Genomic DNA, 18755 nt, shown 5'->3' on the forward strand with positions numbered 1-18755 from the left:
TGATTAAATAAGACTTCGTTTGGGCAGATTGCCCAAACAGCTCTGAAAACTGTTCAAGTTTTAACTTAAGTGAAGCTTTCCATCCCTGTGTGTTGGAATCTGAATCATTCACATTCCGACTGGTCTTTTTTAACCGTAAACTCACTCAGCTCCCCCAAAAAACTATTGCTGACTACACATTAAATTGAATTTGATGTGAACATGTGCTTTAGACGATCATGCTCATATAGCAGACTCATCATCAGCACAGCTACAGGTGTTGAATGATCGAGAAAATAACCTTGGCAAAACGATCTATATGGTTCTGCGATCAAATCCGAACTGGTGCTATAGGTATTATTCTTATAATGTTTTACACCAAGGACTTCATCCACAAGCAATCCAACACAGTCTTGCCCCACGTTAAAACATAAAATTTTAACATTAGCGTGTAATTGTGTTGATTTACTCAAAGCAAATTGCTTTAGATCTAATACGGACAGTACTCGACCTCGCAAATTCGCTAAACCTAAATACCACGGCGGCGTAAGTGGTAATGAGGTAATGCTCAGTAAAGGGCTAACCTCCGCAATATCACCAAGTGGGGTAATAAATTGCTGCTGCTCAACTTTAAAACATACACCAGACCAGAGGTCCTGATTTTGCACATCACGGTACTCATTTGCTTGAGCCGAATTAGCATTACTGGCTTGCGTTAACCAGTGTTGTTGATCACTTTCATCTTGAATGATCATGCTGTGCCTGTATTTAAATATTGCTGAATGACATCAAGTAATCTTGATTCATCTACAGGTTTGATCAGGTAGTCGACAGCGCCTTGTCTTTTGCCCCAAATTCGATCCGTATCCTGATCTTTGGTACTGACAATGACAACTGGAATATGCTTCGTTACATCAGCTCTTGCAATTTGCCGCGTCGCTTGAAATCCATTCACACCAGGCATCACCACATCCATAAGTACAAGATCTGGTTGCTCTGCTTGCGCTAAGGTAACACCATCTGCACCATTGGTTGCTTCTAGCACTTCATAGCCATTTTTGGACAGAATTTCTTTAAATCTAAACATTTCTGTTGGAGAGTCATCTACCACTAAGATACGTGTCATATTTTGTTTTCCCAGTACTTAACGTGAAGCGACAAGTTTACGAATCGCATTCAATAGCTCATCTTTACTGAATGGTTTCGTGAGGTATTCATCAGATCCAACAACTCGTCCTTTTGCCTGATCAAACATCCCATCTTTACTGGATAACATGACCACTGGAATATGTTGGAAATTTTGTGAGTTTTTTAACAATGCGCACGTTTGATACCCATCTAAACGCGGCATCATAATATCTACAAAAATAATATCAGGTCGAGTTTCAGCAATTTTAGATAATGCTTCAAATCCATCTACTGCAGTTACAACGTCATATCCTTCACGCTGTAATAAAGTTTCTGCGGTCCGACGAATCGTTTTTGAATCATCAATGACCATCACTTTAATATTTTGCAGATTATCATCCATTGAATGATCCTTCCTGAGATGAGATTTAAAGAAAAATGAAACGCTTAATTTAGAGAATAACCATTATTTTCTAACATAACATTACATTGATTTTCAATGCAGTTGAGTACTCGCGGAGAGATTGTGTCACAAAGCTTCATAGAATTTAAGGGTGAATCAGATTAAGCGTAAATTATTTAATGGTTTATATTTATAAATTTACCAAAACCACATAAAATGCTTGTTATTAAAAGCAAAAATTAAAAAATTGAATTGATATCACGGGGGCCAATTCCAATGTTTAATCTTTCGCACAAATCAAGAATTGGGTTAAAGCATCTTCATCATAAAACATTCTTAGTGATCATGATGACATTTGGTTTATGTATCAGTGAAGCAATTGCTAATACCACAGTGACCAAACCGTCTTGGTATCGTTATTATGATAAAAATGGCGTAGCTAATATTAGTAGTTCGGTAACACCAGAGCATATTCGTCACGGTTATGAAGCACTTGACCGTAATATGCAAGTGATTAAAAAAAATCGACCTTATGATGCCGATAAAGAACAGCAACAAAGTGGTGTACGTACGCAACAAGCCAAACAACATGAACAAGATCTACGCTTAAAACGTGCTTATGGTTCTAGTAAAGTGGCTGCGAACAAACGTGATGATATGTTGAAAAACATCAACAAACAAATCACCTTTCAAAAACAACAGTACCAACAACTGGAGCAAGATCGAATATTGTTTAAAAAGCAGGAACAGACCTATATCAAAAAAGGGAATCCTGTCCCTAAAAACTTACAAGATCGAATCACTTATAATGCGCAGAATATGAGTAATATCCAAAAAAATATTGAATCTTTACAAACAAACTATCGAAATACTCAATCACAATACGACAATATTATCAAGCGCTTAAAAACTCTTGAATAAAGAAGAGTTTGTCTGAATGGAAAGGAATTATCACATGCCGAATGCGACTCGACACAGCAGTCAGTTTAAGAAATATCTCGTATTAGGAACGCTGTGTACGAGTTGTCTTTTAGCCGCTTGTCAAAAAAATGACGAAAGTGTACAGCCAACCTCATCTACCCCTCAAAAAATTGAATTAATACAACAGGACTTAGTCAAAGTTGAAAATGGGGTCTCAAATCTGAAATTTGCTTTCACGGGCACCATACGCGCTGTGAATCAAAGTACAATTCAAGCTCAAGTGACTGCCACTGCTAGTCAAGTCTCTGTACAAGTCGGTGAAAAGGTGAGTAAAGGGCAAGTCTTGGTACGTTTAAATAATCAAGATAATGCAGCCCGACTCGCACAAGCTCGTGCTAATCTTGCTTCTGCACAAGCGCAGGCACAACAAGCTGCAAATATGGTCACTCGAAAAAAACGACTTTATGATCAAGGATTTGTTTCTAAGGTTGAATATGAACAAAGTCAAGTGGAGCATAAAGCTCAACTCGAAACTGTACGAGCTCAGCAAGCAAATGTGGATATCGCACTGAAAGCCGATGCTGATGGATTAATTCGTAGCCCCATTTCTGGCGTGATTACCAAACGTCAAGTTGAACCTGGTCAAACCGTTTCAATGGGTCAAACACTATTTGAAATCGTAGATCCACAAAAATTAGAGATTCAAGCAAAACTCCCTGTCGAATCTCAACATGCGCTCAACATTGGAAACAATATTGAATATAAAATTCAAGGGACTACCCAAAATTATACTGCCAAGTTAACACGCATTTCCCCAATGGCCGATCAAATCAGTCGTCAGGTTGAGTTTTTTGCTCAACCGAATGAATCAATCAATTCACTGAGTATTGGTGCTTTTGTCGAAGGTTTCATTTTAGATAACAAACAAATTCAGGGGCAAAAAGTTCCGCTTGATACTATTCAAGATGCAGATGGCAAACCTTATCTGTGGATCATCCGTGATCAGAAAATTCAGAAAGCCAATATTCGAATTCTGGATCGACAACCCAACGAGAATATTGCAATGATCAGTGGTCTTCAGCCAACGGATTACATCAGTAGAATTAAGTTTAATAATGATGACTTAAATAAAACAGTCTCAATTGCTTCAAAGTAAGACAGGATCTGAACTATGTGGTTAACTCGAATCAGTGTGAAATATCCTGTCTTTACGATCATGATGATGCTATGCCTGATGGTATTGGGCTTATCATCATGGCAACGAATGGGAGTTGAAGAATTCCCTGATGTCGATTTCCCATTTGTGGTCGTGTATACCACTTACCCAGGTGCTTCTCCTGAAACTGTTGAATCTGAAATTACCAAAAAGATGGAAGATCAGATCAATACGATCTCAGGTGTTAAACAAGTGATATCGCAGTCGAGTGAAGGACTCTCTACAATTATCACTGAGTTTAATTTGGATGTTCCTTCAACCGTTGCAGCTCAAGATATTCGAGACAAAATTGCGCCAGTGACAGCTGAATTTCGTGATGAAATTACTGATCCTATTGTTGAGCGCTATGACCCTTCCGCAGGTGCCATCATGTCGGTGGTATTTGAGTCTGAGAATATGTCACTCCGAGAGCTCAGCTCTTATTTAGATCAAAAAATTGTTCCTCAATTGAGAACTGTTCGTGGGGTAGGTACAGTTAATCTGCTAGGTGACTCGCAGCGTCAAATTCGTATTGAAGTTAATCCACAAAAATTACAAAGTCTTGGTGTTGGCGTTGATCAAGTCATTAACACACTAAAAGGCGAAAACATTGAAGTCCCTGGGGGCACACTCAAACAGTCAAATTCAGAGCTGGTTGTTGAAATTAAATCAAGAGTAATTCATCCCCAATCCTTTGGGGATCTCATCGTCGCGAGTAAAAATGGCACGCCAATCTACTTAAAACAAGTAGCTGAAATTTACGACAGCCAAGCTGAACTCGAGTCGAGTGCATTCATTAACGGTCAAAATGCTGTCGCGTTGGATATTCTCAGAAGCTCTGATTCAAATGTAATTGACGTTGTAGATGCGGCTTATAAAACACTAAACCGTATAGAACAACAACTCCCGCAAGGGACAACATTGAAAGTAGTTGTCGATACATCTCGAGGCATACGAGCAAGTATTGGTGATGTTGCCCGTACAATTATTGAAGGTGGTGTACTTGCGGTTGTCATCGTTCTACTGTTTTTAGGTTCATTTAGATCGACGATTATTACAGGTCTTACCCTGCCAATCGCCTTACTTGGTACATTAACGTTCATTTGGGCTTTTGGTTTTACCATCAATATGATGACTCTTCTTGCCCTGTCTTTAAGTATTGGTCTTCTTATTGATGATGCAATTGTGGTACGTGAAAATATTGTCCGCCATGCTGATATGGGGAAAGATCATGTGACTGCTGCTTTAGATGGAACCAAAGAAATTGGGCTGGCAGTTCTCGCAACCACTTTGACTATTGTTGCGGTGTTCTTACCAGTTGCATTCATGGGCGGTATTATCGGTCGTTTCTTCTACCAATTTGGCGTGACAGTGAGTACCGCCGTACTGATCTCAATGTTTGTCAGTTTTACGCTCGATCCAATGCTCTCAGCTCACTGGGCTGAACGTCATCATCCAAATAAAAAACCGAACGCATTGAAACGCTTCTTCAATGGGATCTCAAATAAACTTGATTCATTAAATGAAGTGTACGAGAAGCTGCTAAAACTGGCACTAAGATTCCGCTTTCTAACAATTGTCGTTGCTGTTGCTTCACTGTTTGGCGCGCTCGCGCTATCGAAAATGGTGGGAACAGAGTTTGTACCTGTTCCAGATAAAGGTGAAATTCGGATCAAATTTGAAACGCCCGTAGATGCTTCACTCGAATACTCTCAGGCAAAGTTAAAACAAGTTGAATCTATTATTCGACAGCATCCAGAGGTTAAAGGAACGTACGGCGTTATTAATGGGGTGACTGATCGCGGGAAAAACCACGTAAGCATCCGAGTCAGTCTGAGTCCTCGCCAAGAGCGCTCTCAGACACTGACTGATTTAACCAATGAGTTTCGTGATCGACTACAAACAGTGGCGGGTATTACCCTCACCTCTATTGCTTCAGCGGATGAAACTGTGTCTGGTGGTCAAAAGCCTGTCATGATTTCCATCAAAGGACCTGAGCTAGATGAATTACAAAAAATTTCTGATCGCTTCATGGTGGAAATGGCAAAAATTGATGGTGTCGTCGATTTAGAAAGCTCGCTCAAAGAGCCTAAACCTACCCTTGAAGTGCATGTAAATCGTGTACTGGCAAACGATTTAGGATTATCAGTCAGCCAAATTGCCAATGTGATCCGCCCTCTCCTTGCTGGTGATGATGTAACGACGTGGAAAGACGAAAAAGGTGAAACCTATGATGTCAATTTGCGCCTCTCTGAAGATCAACGTACGCTTCCAAGTGACATCAATAATTTATATTTAAAATCGCAAAAAGTGGATGCGAATAATCAACCGATCTTGGTTCCGCTCTCAAGCGTAACAAGCACACAAGAAAGTTATGGTGCATCTCAAATCAACCGTCGTGATTTAGCACGTGAAGTCATGGTTGAAGCCAATACTTCAGGTCGACCTGCAGGTGATATTGGTCGAGATATTAAAGCATTACAAGATAACTTCGAGATGCCTGCCGGCTATGGTTTTGAAACACAAGGTGCAAACGCAGATATGGAAGAATCGATTGGGTACGCTGTTACAGCTGTTACACTTTCTATTGTATTTATCTATATTGTTTTAGGCTCTCAATTCAATAGTTTTATTCATCCTGCGGCGATCATGGCCTCATTACCATTGTCATTGGTCGGGGTATTCCTTGCATTATTCTTATTTAACTCAACAATGAATTTATTTTCCATTATTGGCATCATCATGTTAATGGGATTAGTAACCAAGAATGCGATTCTCCTCATTGACTTTATTAAGAAAGCTATTGATCGAGGTGAGACACGTTTTGATGCCATTATTGCTGCAGGTAAAACTCGACTGAGACCCATTTTGATGACCACGAGTGCGATGGTCATGGGTATGGTGCCATTGGCATTAGGCTTGGGTGAAGGAGGTGAACAAAGTGCTCCGATGGCGCATGCTGTCATTGGGGGCGTCATTACCTCTACCCTGCTGACCTTAGTTGTCGTTCCCGTTATCTTTACTTACTTAGATGACTTTAAGAATTTTATGGTACGTCAAACACGAAAATTCATGTCATAATGTAGAGAATTGTCATGAGGTGTCATTCAAAATGCTCACCTCATTTTTTATCGTATAATCTTATGCTTTAACGCTCATTATTAGGACAAATTCCATGCGCGCGAGTCGCTTTTTATTTGCAACGTTAAGAGAAACCCCAAGTGATGCTGAAGTAATCTCTCATCAGCTGATGCTTCGTGCGGGTATGATTCGTAAATTGGCTTCAGGATTATATTCTTGGTTGCCAATGGGCGTACGTGTGTTAAATAAAGTCGAAGCGATTGTTCGCGAAGAAATGGACCGTGCTGGTTCACTACAAGTATTGATGCCTGTGACCCAACCGGCAAGTTTATGGGAAGAATCTGGTCGCTATGTGCAATATGGTCCAGAACTTTTACGCTTTAATGACCGTCACAACAACCCGTTTGTTCTCGGCCCTACACATGAAGAAGTCATTACTGATTTAGCGCGTAACGAACTCAAAAGTTATAAACAATTACCCGCTAATTTCTACCAAGTACAAACTAAATTCCGTGATGAAGTTCGTCCTCGTTTTGGCGTTATGCGCTCTCGTGAATTCGTGATGAAAGATGCTTACTCATTCCATGCAGATCAAGCTTCATTACAAGAAACTTACGACACGATGTACGATGCCTATTGCCGTATTTTTACTCGTTTAGGTTTAGACTTCCGTCCAGTTCAGGCGGATACAGGTTCAATTGGCGGTTCAGGTTCGCATGAATTCCATGTATTGGCATCAAGCGGTGAAGACGATATTGCATTCTCAACTGAATCAGATTATGCAGCCAATATTGAAATGGCTGAAGCGATTCTTGTAGGTGAACGTGCTGCACCAACTCAAGAATTAAAAATTGTTGAAACTCCAAATCAAAAGACTATAGCTGATGTATCTGCTTTCTTAGGTACTGATGCAAAACAGTCTGTCAAAGCTTTGTTGGTACAAGGAGTCGCTGAAGAAGGTAAAACTGCCCCTGTCGTGGCACTGTTCCTTCGTGGTGACCATGAGCTAAACGAAATCAAAGCTGAGAAACATCCGCTGATTACATCACCACTTGCATTTGCAACTGAAGAACAACTGAGTGCTTTAGGCTTAACCGCTGGTTTTGTTGGTCCTCAAGGTTTAGTCGAAAAAGGGATTAATGTCATCGTTGACCGAGCAGCATCAGTTTTGTCTGATTTTGTTGCAGGTGCAAACGAAGCAAACAAACATGCGACGGGTGTGAACTGGGAGCGTGATGCTCAATTCACTGAAGTTTATGATCTTCGCAATGTTGTTGAGGGTGATCCATCTCCAGATGGTAAAGGTGTACTTCAAATTAAACGGGGTATTGAAGTTGGTCATATTTTCCAATTAGGTCAAAAATACTCTGAAGCTCTGGGCTGCAAAGTATTAGGTAAGGATGGTAAACCATTCACTGTAACAATGGGTTGTTATGGAATTGGGGTGACTCGCGTAGTCGCGGCTGCCATTGAACAAAATTACGATGAAAAAGGAATTATTTGGCCTGCTGCTATTGCACCTTTCCATGTCGCAATCGTTCCGATGAATGCTCATAAATCACCTCGTACTGTAGAGGCTGCTGAAGCACTTTATACAGAACTTCAAGCTGCTGGTTATGACGTGCTTTTAGATGACCGTGATGAACGACCAGGCGTTAAATTCTCCGATATCGAAATTACAGGTATTCCGCACCGTATTGTTATCGGTGAAAAAGGTTTAGATGCTGGTACTTTTGAGTACAAAGGTCGTTCTGATACTGAATCAAGCAACCTGAGTAAAGAAGAAATACTCGCTAAAATCGCCCAATAATTTGAGCATAAAAAATCCCGCTATTCGCGGGATTTTTTATAGACCGTTGATATTCACTTTCAAATCTTTCACAGATGTACCAATAGCCCCAAAGCTCCCCATTGAGCCATTCGCTAAACCATTAAAGACCGTCGGACTACTCGCCCCCTCACGTCCCAAGATCACATTGTTGAGACCAACATTCATTTTACTAGATTGTCCTGTATTTCCGATGTAAATGCCTAAAGGTGCAACACCTGCATGGAAACCAGATAATGAAAAGCCATTGTTTTGATCAGTAGCTTTAGCCTGAAAATCGAATTTTGCAGAAGAATTACCAGATACGAATGCAATAGGACAGCCTGAGCCTGTGCCACAGATTGATTGAATTGCGCCTCCAAACTGGACCATGTAGCCTTGTGGCACATTGCCTAATTGAACATTGATCTGAGGACGTTGGGATTGATTTAATGTAATTTCAAAGTTTCTATCAGCACTGCCTATTTCTAAAATTTTAGCGACACCAGGCACCAATTGCTTCAGATCATTATAAATCGATTTAGTTTGTGTAGCACTAGACACCTGATTACTGCTGGCGATATAAAGTGCGAATGGACTCAATTTAAACCCTGTAATTTGCTCCGCAAAAGTGATACCTATATTGGCAAATGGCGTGCCATTGCCTCCGTCTGTATCAATTTTTGCATTGATTGTAGACGAACCAGGGGTATGACCTAAAAATTGAACCTGAATTGGATTACCAGTTGGACCTGCGACCACTAAGCCAGCAGCTTGTGAATAATTTTTTCCTAATATTGGATCTTTAATTCCGTCTTGATCAATGATCGCAGCCTGTGTGAACTCGATCTTATCCATTCCAATACCAATGCTGATCCCATCTTGACCAGTAGTAGATGAAAGAGACTGATCATTTAATGGTTGCATAGCAAAACACGGGAATCCCACCGCAGTGGTCAAAATAAGTAAACTGAATCGTTTTGTTTTTATCATATTCATGAGTCTGTCCCTCAACTTTCCATATTTACTTATTAATTTCGAGGTGTAATGCGCAATTCACTATTCAAGCGACCGCCAGTAATAGCCAATTCGCCTAAACGAGCGCCAGCACCTACAGTTGGAGGATAGAAGTTGATGTCTCTTGCTCTAAAAACACCCGAAGTTGTCTTTTGAGGATTAAACATCAAGGCAGCATTCACACCAAATTGTCCCGCACCATTTTGATCTTTACTAACAACCAATGCATTATTAAATGCAATTTTACCTGTCAAACGGTCTAAACCAAGTGTTGAACCATTATGAGGATCGGTAATTTGGAAGGTGTTATTGTCACCTTTCAGCTCTAATTCACCTACAAAAGTTAAGCTCTGACCATCTTCAGCAGCATTATTCGGAATTAAAGAAAAATCAACATCACCACCAAGACGTGATTTCACCACAAACATCACATCATCAGCTAAAGCAAAATTGTTGTCTGGTGATGAACTTCGCGTAGCACATCCTGCTGCTCCACTATTTAATTTACAGGTTTTATAAATGGTACCTGGCAGATATCCCGCAGCAACTTCTGTTGATAGAACAATCAACATATCGCGCAAGCTGACATTTACACTACCATTTTCTACGCCCATATTTCCTGTACCCTTCGCGTACAGATCAATATTACGTAAACCCATATAGTAATCTGTTGATGTTGCCGTATCTCCACTGCCTACCTTACCTCCATCAACCACTAAAATTGACGTGGTTTTATTACCTAGCGCTTGACCATTAGCTCGGTCTACCCCAGAGGTACTCATTGCAAAAGACAAACCAATTCTTGAGGTATTACCCGTTGTAGCAATCATGTTTTTAACAACATCGGAGCCTGCTAAAGTGTAATAAAAAGCTTGATCTGCACGAACTGATGTTCCATATAGAGCAAGATTGGCATTCAGATTATAAAAAGGCAGTGCCAAACCCCACTCATTTTTAACATTTGTATTCGCAAACAAGTTAGCTGCTGGTGTTCCTGCACTATTGGTAAAACGTCCACGGCGGGAAATAGACTGAAATTCAGCACCACGAATCGCAGCAATCAAGCTGTATGGATTATCACCTGTTACTGCATTATGAATTTGGTGCTGATAATCAGTTGCTAAGGTTAAATAACTTCCATTACCAAAACGACTTTTTTGGAACACTTCGTTTTCAGGTAAGCGCAGTGTTTTTGTATCGGCTAAATTGAGATACACATTACCACTGTCAAAAGATGCTCGAGTATTTGGTCTTAACCCTGTTAAGTTACTAAACTCAAAACCGTATGCATTTAGACCTGCCCCACCAATTTCTAAAGTCGTTGCTTGTCCATCACTTCCGAGCATTGAATCATTGTCTTTGGTAAAGTCAGCTTTCATACGGAATCCGATTCCAGAATCACCAATTACACTATTACTAGATGAAGCCGTTGGACTATTGGCATTTCCTAGAACACTTTCATTGCCTTTTGTACCACGAAATTGCAACGATGAATTGACCATTCGCCCGCTGGCACCTACACGTATGAGACCTTTAGCTCCTTGAGGATTATTCGTATTGCTATTTAAAGCATATGGGTCATTTGAACTCACGTTCTTATTCAACATTACTTCGATATTTAGACCTGAGTTTGTTGTTTCACCCTCAGCACCTGACTTACCATTACCATAGGTTCCTGTATTAATAAATCCTGCTTTTTTTGAAGCCGAATTTGCAACACGGTTTAAATCCACATAACCCAAATTATCATTAGGCGTACTACTCATACCGGCAACATTATCTGTCGACCCTGTACGTGTATTCGACTGCATTCTCAATCCCTCAACTTCATCCACAAACATGGCACCACGTGCTTTGAAGTTGAAATTGAAGTTGTTTAAAACAAGTTGGTTGAGTTGGTTTCGTGCGTCAGTCTGCCCTAAATAGATATTGGCATTTTTAATCCCTAGTGCGATTTCGCTAAGATTCTCTTTGCTGAATAATCCGTGAATCGTTCTAAGTGATAAATCAGTATTCGAAGTAGTTTGTAAAGCCAATTGACCCATTGAAAAACTACAACGGCTTGAACTCTCGTTATCACAAATTCTGAGATTATTCATGGTCACTAAAGCAGGTGTCACACTGGCATTGAAGTCTAAACCTGCTTGGTTCGCATTGCTTCCAGCATTAATTTTAATATCTGCCCCTAATGTTTGATTAGAGACATTACTTTTTCGAATAGAGACATTATCTGCTGTTGCCTGCAATGTATTATTGGTTGCTCCACTACTGCTACGACCAGCTTGATCTTGCCAATAGACCTGATCCATGTTGGCTTCAGTCAATGTTGTCGAGATATGCACACCATCTTGACCATTTACATTTCGCAAAGCTTCATCATGCATCACTTCTAAAGCCATGGCATGACCACTTGCAAGCAAGATACTCAGGCTTAATGCATTCATAACCAACAATGAGCTGTGATTATATTTTTTATTGTTCATCACATTTCCTTATGCATGTTTAATTTCAACAACGCTGGTGACTGCCGTCACAACCAAACATCATGACTTTACCCTGAACAGCTAAATTACCATTCATTTTTAAACCCATAAAACCAGTTTCTCGCCCATGGTCATATGCAGAACGAGGAGCATTAGATGAATCATAACGTGTCACTTGCAGGTAACCATAGTCAGCAGGACTTGTTCCTACACCCTCAGTGGTGGCATTACTGGTAAATTTATCCTGACCAAAAGCCAAAGCATCAAAACCAAAATTACGAATTTGAATTGGCTTAGATGCATCAAAGCTCAGTTGCATCGCTGCTTTAAGCTGATCAGTACCAGAATCATTTTTATAGCTGAGATCTACACCATCCAAGCCAATCTTTTGAATATTTAGAGTGCCCTGAATCCCTTTAAAAACAAGCCATAATTTAAAACCATCCGTACTACTTGCTTGACCATCTTTGATATAGCGATTATTGACAGCAAGTGCGAGACGACAATATTCCACATCCTTACACAGTTCATCATCAAACACATAACGTTGAACATTATTCTCAGTCACTAACTTTTGGTTTAAAGAAAGTTTTAATGAGAGATCAGCTCCAGCTTGTCCTTCAACATTTTTTAAAGCTTCATCTGACATGGGCTCAAGAGCATAAGTCATTGATGCTATAACAATGAATAGGACAGCGACTAATGAATTTTTCATGAATGCTCTCCTATAATCCTTTTGTGGTGATTTTCATATGCTGAATAAGAACACCATCAATAACCGCAGAACCCATATTTTTAAAATTTGACGGTGGCAATGCGGCATTAGGCGTTTGGGGAATTGGATTGACTGCACCAAAACTTATACCTACTGCATCTGATCCTTTATAAGCACTTAAAGTATTATTCGCAGCGTTATAAGAAGTACTTCCAATAGTGATACTGCTATGTGTTGCATTCGTCCCTTGATAGCCATTCAAACCATTGTTACCACATTTATAAAAGTTACAGGTTGAGCCCGCATATTCTGTCGAGTTTGGATTGCTATAATCTGTGTATATTTTTTTATAAATTTCAGGTTTATTTGGAATACGCGTGAGTTCCAAACTAAAGTTTTTACCATCAGATCCTAGAATCAAAGGCTGATAGAGTGAACCCAATACGATATTGGCATTCAAATTATGAATAAAGATACCCTCATTGGCATCAAATACTGGTGCCAGAGTATTGTTGATGGCAGGGGTTTGTAAATTAGGAGTGTCTGATGTTTCACGCGTACTCAATCTGAGAATATTGGCTGTTTTATTCCCCGTCGTCAGATTTTGACCATCCCCTGAGTTCAAACGCACAAGTCCAGCAACACCCAAGGTGTTGTTATAAAATGCACTCATGCCTGCTTGGTTACTTGCACCATTTAAAGTTTGAAAGATTTTTATATTACTTCCATTAATGGAAAAATTATTCCAAATGGCTTGTAAACGTAGTCGATTAGCACGATCCGCATTACTTGTTCCTGCTTTTTCACCCAATTGGTAAAGTAGTGGATCCCCTTCTTTACGAGATGGATCAAGAACAAAAGCATCCGCCCACATGGCCATCTTCAATTTGTAAGCATCAAGACCATTGGCTGCATCCGTAGGACGAACTGTGTCCATTAATGGGGCTTCAAGCGTCAAGAATGGAACCTGACAGCTAGGATCATTACTTATACATGTTTTATTTAAATCAAAATTTGGAACCTGATTTTCAGTACCGACTCGAAGTAGCCATGGATTGGTTGCTGTTCCCCATGATCCTATACGTGCATCTTTATCTGTCGCAGCTAAGCGCGTATTGTGATTATTATCAGATTTAGATAATGCGAGACCATACACGAACAAATCAGCCTTACCCACGGAATGATCTTCTGACCCTACTGTTCCATTCTTATTGGTATCCAATGCCGCATCTGTTAAAGGACCCACTGGAATGAGATGAATATATCCAGTATCTTTTTGGCGATTCATTAAATCTGCCGCAGTTGAATTTTCCCCTTGAAAAACAAAATAAGCATCTTGAGGAATCATGGCGACACCCTCACCAGTCGTCGCACTTAAATTTTCATCCGAAAGAGGCTGCAATGCATAGACCGAAACCGTAGTAAGCGTCATTAAACTTGCAAGTAAAGTCTGATTAAATATGTTCGTATAATTAAGTGCCATCTCGACCTTCCCGTATACGATGCCTTGCACCATATTTATATTTTTAATTGTTCAGAGAAGAATTCCATGCTTCTCTTTTAATATTAAGATTACATCACAGTTTATAGTATATAAATGAAGTAGAATTTGCAAAAAATTGCGATTGGGTTGGCATTTTTTCCGATAAATGAATAAATTCAATTTTTCAAATACTTATAAAAAAAGCAAACTCATTGAGTTTGCTTTTTGCATGAAGTCTTACAATTCAATACTTAGGTTTTAGGTAAAGTTACACCTGTTTGACCTTGATATTTTCCACCACGATCTTTATAAGATGTTTCGCACACTTCATCTGACTCAAAGAACAACATTTGAGCAACACCTTCACCAGCATAAATACGTGCAGGTAAATTGGTTGTATTTGAAAATTCCAAGGTCACATGACCTTCCCACTCAGGCTCAAGTGGCGTCACGTTTACAATAATACCGCAACGCGCATAGGTTGATTTACCTAAACACACCGTCAAGACATTACGTGGGATACGGAAGTATTCTACTGTACGAGCAAGCGCAAATGAGTTAGGTGGAATAATACACACGTCAGCTTCGATATCGATAAAACTTTTGTCATCGAAATTTTTTGGGTCAACAATAGCAGAGTGAACGTTTGTGAACACTTTGAACTCACGCGCACAACGAACATCATAACCATAGCTTGAAACGCCATATGAAATGAGTTTTTGACCATTTTCATCTAAACGAACTTGGTTTTCTGCATACGGTTCAATCATGCCGTGTTTTTCGCTCATTTCGCGAATCCAACGATCAGACTTAATAGCCATTTATTTATTCCCAGAATACATATTCAATTACTGCGCTGTACTTTAACTGAAAACCCCGTCAATGGAAATAACCCACGATTTGTATTCCTGTTCAGTCTGCTGCGGTGAATCATCTTAAAGACTTAACAATGCCGAATAACTCATTGGAATTGAGAAACTCATCAGGACTAAGGATGCTGTTTTTTGCATATTGGACTGGTTTACCCATTTAATTTTATTATTGGCTAACAGCGACCCAATGAGTGTCCAAATAAAAGCGATGGGTAGGATCAATAAAATAAACATCAACATGTGCGCAATATAATAATCTACACTCACCCAAACAATTGCAGGGAAAATAGCCGAGGCAAAAAGCAAAGCTTTAGGATTTAGTAAAGTTGCACAGAATAATTCAGAAGCTTTGATGGTGGGCTGATTCAACTGATGTTCTACGTTGGCAGTGCGCCATAATTTGATGGCCAGATAGATAATATAGAATGAACTAAATAATTTTAATATCACTGGCAAAATTGGCAAATGAGTGGTGACACGACCAATTAAAAATCCCCATGCAGTGATGGCAATAAGATAGCCTAATGCTTCCGCGGGTATTAAGCGAAATGACTTTTTAATACCTACCTGTATGCCTGAAGATGCAAGTAAAGTATTGGTTGGTCCGGGTGTGAATAAAATCGTGGTAACCAACGCAATAAAGAGCCATGAAATCATAGGATGACCTCGCTGATAATGCGCTCAGATTAATCAGGATTATTTCAATTGGCAAAATATTATTTGTGTGAAAATTTCTCAAGAATGAAACACAATTTTTTTTGTAATATTTTTCATCAGGTTAGTTTATCATTTAAATTATAACTCTGAAGTCACACGATGTAATCGAAACGAAAAACATGATGCACTCTTGCAAAAATGCTTATAGCACGTTCTTCATCGATGAAATTCAGCATCACAGTCCATTCACGCTGTGATGCTAAGTTCAATCATTAATTTGACTGTTGTTCAGCTTCTTGAACCTGAATATTTAAAGATTTCTTTTGGAATTCTTCAGGATAATCCACATAAGGAATAATGGCAGCAGAAGCTGTCGTTGACAGAATGAGAGAAATCATAACCATCTTCATTGCAGTGATTGAACGCATTTCTATACCCATATAACGTGAAATTTCACAAAATATTTTAGGTAGAAAAATTAGAGTAAATAATCCTAAAACGACGAACGGTCAACAAAAAAACCTGCCTAAGTCAGACTTAGACAGGTTTAACATTGAGTCTTTTCAAATACTTAGAAAATCCGACTTTGATCTCTTTCAGCTTTAGGCAATGCAGCTGCAATCTTCTGTGCAATTTCAATATAACTATCTGCTGCATCATCACCAATCAATACAGATGGTTTACCTTCATCGGCATGCTCTCGGATTTTCGCATTCAATGGTAAACGTCCAAGTAATGGAATATCGTATTGTTCCGATAACTTATCGCCACCACCAGTACCAAAGATTTGCTCTTCATGGCCACAGTTTGAACAAATATGTGTCGACATATTTTCCACCACGCCCATCACAGGAATTTGAACACGGTTAAACAATTCAATACCTTTGGTCGCATCCATCAGTGCCACATTTTGCGGTGTCGTCACGATCACTGCACCAGTCACTGGAATACGTTGTGCCAGAGTTAATTGAATATCTCCTGTTCCTGGTGGCATGTCGATCATCAATACATCAAGATCAGGCCAAAGGGTTTGGTTGAACAGTTGCATCAACGCGCCTGTTGCTTTCGGGCCACGCCAAGCCACAGGAGTATTGTGATCTCCTGTCAGATGACCAATCGACAACACCGCCATACCAAAAGCATCCAACGGTACAAAATGTTCTGCCTCGATCATTGGGGTTTTACCGGCATTACCAAGCATCGTTGGGATACTTGGACCATAGATATCTGCATCCAATACTCCTACTTTCAGCCCGAGCTTTTGTAGTGCCAAAGCTAAATTGACCGTAGTGGTTGATTTGCCTACACCACCTTTACCTGACGAAACTAAAATCACGTTCTGGATACGTGGATGCTTAGGTACATCACGTTGCTGTGGTGCAGCTTTTTGAATCGGTGCTTCTTCTTGTTGAGGTTGGTAATTCGCATTCGCTTGTTTTACCGCATCCTGGCTTGCAGATGCATCTACAACAGGAGGCAGATTAGATTTTGGGGCCTCAGCTTTTTTACTTGAACAGCTTTCACCTGCTGCATGGTTGTGCCCACAGCCACCTTGTTGTTGAGCATGACTGCCTGTTTTTTGCTGAATGACATGCATATTCAGCTCTTTAATCCCACACTTTTCCAAAGCATCAGCAAGTTCATCGTGAATTTGCTGTAACTGATCTTTTTCACTTGGCACGGTATTAATGGTAATTTGCAGTACATCACCTTCAACATTGACCTGTGTGATTCGATCTTTCAAAAAATTGTCAGAATTCGGCAAAACGTAGTGTTGTAATACGTGTTGTACAGCCTCTTCATTCACCTCCTTTGAGGGTGAAAAAACAGATTTGAGTGAAGAAAGCCACGACATACCGTACTCCAAGTCTGGACAGAAACTGATAAAGGAATAGTTTAGCGAGAAATATCAACAAGGTTAAGCAACAATATATTGATCCTCGTTTGATTAGAAATATGTTAGTCGAATTCCAACTAAATTAGTCAGCTTTTTTTATTATTTTTATTGGCGTATTGCGAATGCTGTCATTGATACAGGCTATAAACTTGATTTCACTGTTAAACGCCTTGATTCATGTTGCAAGTGATTCATGCTTTCAACAAATAGCAACACAATAGAGAATTTTTCAAATTAAAATTGAAAAGAATATAAAACCAAGATAACACTTCGATATGTCTTTAAAACAAAGAAATCTGAAACTTAAATTAAAAACATGCTCAATAACTGCCTTAATGAGCACAATGCTCCTTCTACCAATTTTAGGCTATGCCGCCAATGAATCCCGAAGTTTTCGTACTCCTTCAGGACAAATCATCAGCTTAGGTGACTCTTATGCAAAATTAAGCTCACACATGAAGCAGACGCCGACTTCAACACAACATTATGAATGGAAAGAAGGAAAAAATCGTTTTACGGCTTATAGCTCTACCTACGAATTTCATGATCTGATTTACACCTTTACTGTGGTGAATAATGAAATTAGAAAAATCGAATGGATTAGAAAAAATTAAAAAAAAGCTCATCTGATGATGAGCTTTTTTGTGATCAATTTACTTTTTCAGTTGATCAATTTTCTCTGATGCTTTTGCTTTAAGACCCGCAAATTTTTCACTCGCTTGATCTTTCAGGTCATGCAATTTATCTGCTGCTTGCTCTTTTAAATCTACCGCTTTATGTTTTAAATCATCTAAAGTTGAATGCGCTTCAGAAGAATTTTGCTGCGTATCATGTTTAAGATCATTCAGTTTTTTTTCACCTTCAAGCTTGGCTTCTGCTGCACCATGCTTCACTTGATCCAATGCTTTCTCGCCTTTCAGCTCAGCTTCCTTCGCCTTCAATTTCAGATCATCACCGAGTTCTGAAGCTTTGTTTTTTAAGTCATCAATTTTATTATTCGACATCTTCAATCCTCTTTATCGCTTTGATAGTGAATCTTAGTTATATCGAAGTTTTGCAGTGCTCATCGTAAATGTTTCGAATCACTACAATTTCTCACATGATGATGTAGAACAAC

General features: G+C 39.5%; 16 protein-coding genes and 1 pseudogene. 5 read left to right on the plus strand and 12 right to left on the minus strand.

Annotated features, from left to right (window positions below; all coding sequences use genetic code 11):
• Positions 1 to 179 precede the first annotated feature (179 nt).
• Genes AC1M9A_RS09715 through pilG form a run of 3 tightly spaced genes read right to left on the minus strand, consistent with a single transcriptional unit; the run spans position 180 to position 1510 of the window.
• Complete coding sequence (locus AC1M9A_RS09715) at positions 180 to 734, minus strand: chemotaxis protein CheW (protein ID WP_092766974.1); 555 nt, start codon at positions 732 to 734, stop codon at positions 180 to 182.
• Positions 731 to 1105, minus strand: coding sequence for a response regulator (locus tag AC1M9A_RS09720; RefSeq protein WP_035269071.1), 375 nt, complete (start codon positions 1103 to 1105; stop codon positions 731 to 733). The genes AC1M9A_RS09715 and AC1M9A_RS09720 overlap by 4 nt, the downstream gene beginning before the upstream one ends.
• 18 nt (positions 1106 to 1123) lie before the next feature.
• Positions 1124 to 1510: a twitching motility response regulator PilG gene (gene pilG / locus AC1M9A_RS09725; protein WP_035269072.1), complete on the minus strand. Its 387-nt coding sequence runs from the start codon at positions 1508 to 1510 to the stop codon at positions 1124 to 1126.
• Positions 1511 to 1786: 276 nt separating this feature from the next.
• Here pilG and AC1M9A_RS09730 point away from each other — a divergent pair, with 276 nt between their 5' ends.
• From AC1M9A_RS09730 to AC1M9A_RS09745, 4 genes are all read left to right on the plus strand, one after another.
• Positions 1787 to 2431: a hypothetical protein gene (locus AC1M9A_RS09730; protein ID WP_228143102.1), complete on the plus strand. Its 645-nt coding sequence runs from the start codon at positions 1787 to 1789 to the stop codon at positions 2429 to 2431.
• Between the two features lie 34 nt (positions 2432 to 2465).
• Positions 2466 to 3587 (plus strand): efflux RND transporter periplasmic adaptor subunit, encoded by a 1122-nt coding sequence (locus AC1M9A_RS09735; protein ID WP_035269075.1) that lies wholly within the window; start codon positions 2466 to 2468, stop codon positions 3585 to 3587.
• Positions 3588 to 3602: 15 nt separating this feature from the next.
• Positions 3603 to 6707, plus strand: a complete 3105-nt coding sequence (locus AC1M9A_RS09740; protein WP_481590484.1) for an efflux RND transporter permease subunit — start codon at positions 3603 to 3605, stop codon at positions 6705 to 6707.
• 94 nt (positions 6708 to 6801) lie between these two features.
• On the plus strand, positions 6802 to 8517 hold the full coding sequence (locus AC1M9A_RS09745) for a proline--tRNA ligase (protein ID WP_481610107.1): 1716 nt from the start codon (positions 6802 to 6804) through the stop codon (positions 8515 to 8517).
• A gap of 36 nt (positions 8518 to 8553) precedes the next feature.
• Here AC1M9A_RS09745 and AC1M9A_RS09750 read toward each other — a convergent pair whose 3' ends face one another.
• The 8 genes and pseudogenes from AC1M9A_RS09750 to apbC all read right to left on the minus strand — a co-directional run bounded on the left by AC1M9A_RS09750 (position 8554) and on the right by apbC (position 17596).
• Positions 8554 to 9513: a DUF6160 family protein gene (locus AC1M9A_RS09750; RefSeq protein ID WP_481610108.1), complete on the minus strand. Its 960-nt coding sequence runs from the start codon at positions 9511 to 9513 to the stop codon at positions 8554 to 8556.
• A gap of 32 nt (positions 9514 to 9545) precedes the next feature.
• Entirely contained in the window at positions 9546 to 12014 is a 2469-nt protein-coding gene (locus AC1M9A_RS09755; RefSeq protein WP_481610109.1) for a DUF6160 family protein, read from the minus strand.
• A 25-nt stretch (positions 12015 to 12039) separates the two neighbouring features.
• Complete coding sequence (locus tag AC1M9A_RS09760; protein WP_481610110.1) at positions 12040 to 12729, minus strand: hypothetical protein; 690 nt, start codon at positions 12727 to 12729, stop codon at positions 12040 to 12042.
• 106 nt (positions 12730 to 12835) lie between these two features.
• Positions 12836 to 14245 (minus strand): annotated as a pseudogene (locus AC1M9A_RS09765) (hypothetical protein); the annotation flags it as partial.
• 218 nt (positions 14246 to 14463) lie between these two features.
• Positions 14464 to 15033, minus strand: a complete 570-nt coding sequence (dcd, locus tag AC1M9A_RS09770) for a dCTP deaminase (RefSeq protein ID WP_004694514.1) — start codon at positions 15031 to 15033, stop codon at positions 14464 to 14466.
• Positions 15034 to 15147: 114 nt separating this feature from the next.
• Positions 15148 to 15741 carry a LysE family translocator gene (locus tag AC1M9A_RS09775; protein WP_180028060.1) on the minus strand — a complete coding sequence of 198 codons (594 nt, stop codon included), beginning with the start codon at positions 15739 to 15741 and terminating at the stop codon, positions 15148 to 15150.
• A 272-nt stretch (positions 15742 to 16013) separates the two neighbouring features.
• Positions 16014 to 16169 carry a hypothetical protein gene (locus AC1M9A_RS09780; protein WP_179999384.1) on the minus strand — a complete coding sequence of 52 codons (156 nt, stop codon included), beginning with the start codon at positions 16167 to 16169 and terminating at the stop codon, positions 16014 to 16016.
• A 143-nt stretch (positions 16170 to 16312) separates the two neighbouring features.
• Positions 16313 to 17596, minus strand: a complete 1284-nt coding sequence (gene apbC, locus AC1M9A_RS09785) for an iron-sulfur cluster carrier protein ApbC (RefSeq protein WP_481587283.1) — start codon at positions 17594 to 17596, stop codon at positions 16313 to 16315.
• Positions 17597 to 17973: 377 nt separating this feature from the next.
• Here apbC and AC1M9A_RS09790 point away from each other — a divergent pair, with 377 nt between their 5' ends.
• Positions 17974 to 18252: a hypothetical protein gene (locus AC1M9A_RS09790; protein WP_481610111.1), complete on the plus strand. Its 279-nt coding sequence runs from the start codon at positions 17974 to 17976 to the stop codon at positions 18250 to 18252.
• A 39-nt stretch (positions 18253 to 18291) separates the two neighbouring features.
• On the opposite strand, the gene AC1M9A_RS09795 is transcribed toward AC1M9A_RS09790, so the two are convergent.
• Complete coding sequence (locus AC1M9A_RS09795; RefSeq protein WP_481610112.1) at positions 18292 to 18642, minus strand: hypothetical protein; 351 nt, start codon at positions 18640 to 18642, stop codon at positions 18292 to 18294.
• Positions 18643 to 18755 lie beyond the last annotated feature (113 nt).

Source organism: Acinetobacter sp. ANC_7634, assembly GCF_056779875.1.

What these genes read in the sequence shown, in the direction of transcription:
- AC1M9A_RS09715 (WP_092766974.1), bottom strand. Translation starts at nt 734, where the DNA reads ATGATCATTCAAGATGAAAGTGATCAACAACACTGGTTAACGCAAGCC.
- AC1M9A_RS09720 (WP_035269071.1), bottom strand. Translation starts at nt 1,105, where the DNA reads ATGACACGTATCTTAGTGGTAGATGACTCTCCAACAGAAATGTTTAGA.
- pilG (WP_035269072.1), bottom strand. Translation starts at nt 1,510, where the DNA reads ATGGATGATAATCTGCAAAATATTAAAGTGATGGTCATTGATGATTCA.
- AC1M9A_RS09730 (WP_228143102.1), top strand. Translation starts at nt 1,787, where the DNA reads ATGTTTAATCTTTCGCACAAATCAAGAATTGGGTTAAAGCATCTTCAT.
- AC1M9A_RS09735 (WP_035269075.1), top strand. Translation starts at nt 2,466, where the DNA reads ATGCCGAATGCGACTCGACACAGCAGTCAGTTTAAGAAATATCTCGTA.
- AC1M9A_RS09740 (WP_481590484.1), top strand. Translation starts at nt 3,603, where the DNA reads ATGTGGTTAACTCGAATCAGTGTGAAATATCCTGTCTTTACGATCATG.
- AC1M9A_RS09745 (WP_481610107.1), top strand. Translation starts at nt 6,802, where the DNA reads ATGCGCGCGAGTCGCTTTTTATTTGCAACGTTAAGAGAAACCCCAAGT.
- AC1M9A_RS09750 (WP_481610108.1), bottom strand. Translation starts at nt 9,513, where the DNA reads ATGAATATGATAAAAACAAAACGATTCAGTTTACTTATTTTGACCACT.
- AC1M9A_RS09755 (WP_481610109.1), bottom strand. Translation starts at nt 12,014, where the DNA reads ATGAACAATAAAAAATATAATCACAGCTCATTGTTGGTTATGAATGCA.
- AC1M9A_RS09760 (WP_481610110.1), bottom strand. Translation starts at nt 12,729, where the DNA reads ATGAAAAATTCATTAGTCGCTGTCCTATTCATTGTTATAGCATCAATG.
- dcd (WP_004694514.1), bottom strand. Translation starts at nt 15,033, where the DNA reads ATGGCTATTAAGTCTGATCGTTGGATTCGCGAAATGAGCGAAAAACAC.
- AC1M9A_RS09775 (WP_180028060.1), bottom strand. Translation starts at nt 15,741, where the DNA reads ATGATTTCATGGCTCTTTATTGCGTTGGTTACCACGATTTTATTCACA.
- AC1M9A_RS09780 (WP_179999384.1), bottom strand. Translation starts at nt 16,169, where the DNA reads ATGCGTTCAATCACTGCAATGAAGATGGTTATGATTTCTCTCATTCTG.
- apbC (WP_481587283.1), bottom strand. Translation starts at nt 17,596, where the DNA reads ATGTCGTGGCTTTCTTCACTCAAATCTGTTTTTTCACCCTCAAAGGAG.
- AC1M9A_RS09790 (WP_481610111.1), top strand. Translation starts at nt 17,974, where the DNA reads ATGAGCACAATGCTCCTTCTACCAATTTTAGGCTATGCCGCCAATGAA.
- AC1M9A_RS09795 (WP_481610112.1), bottom strand. Translation starts at nt 18,642, where the DNA reads ATGTCGAATAATAAAATTGATGACTTAAAAAACAAAGCTTCAGAACTC.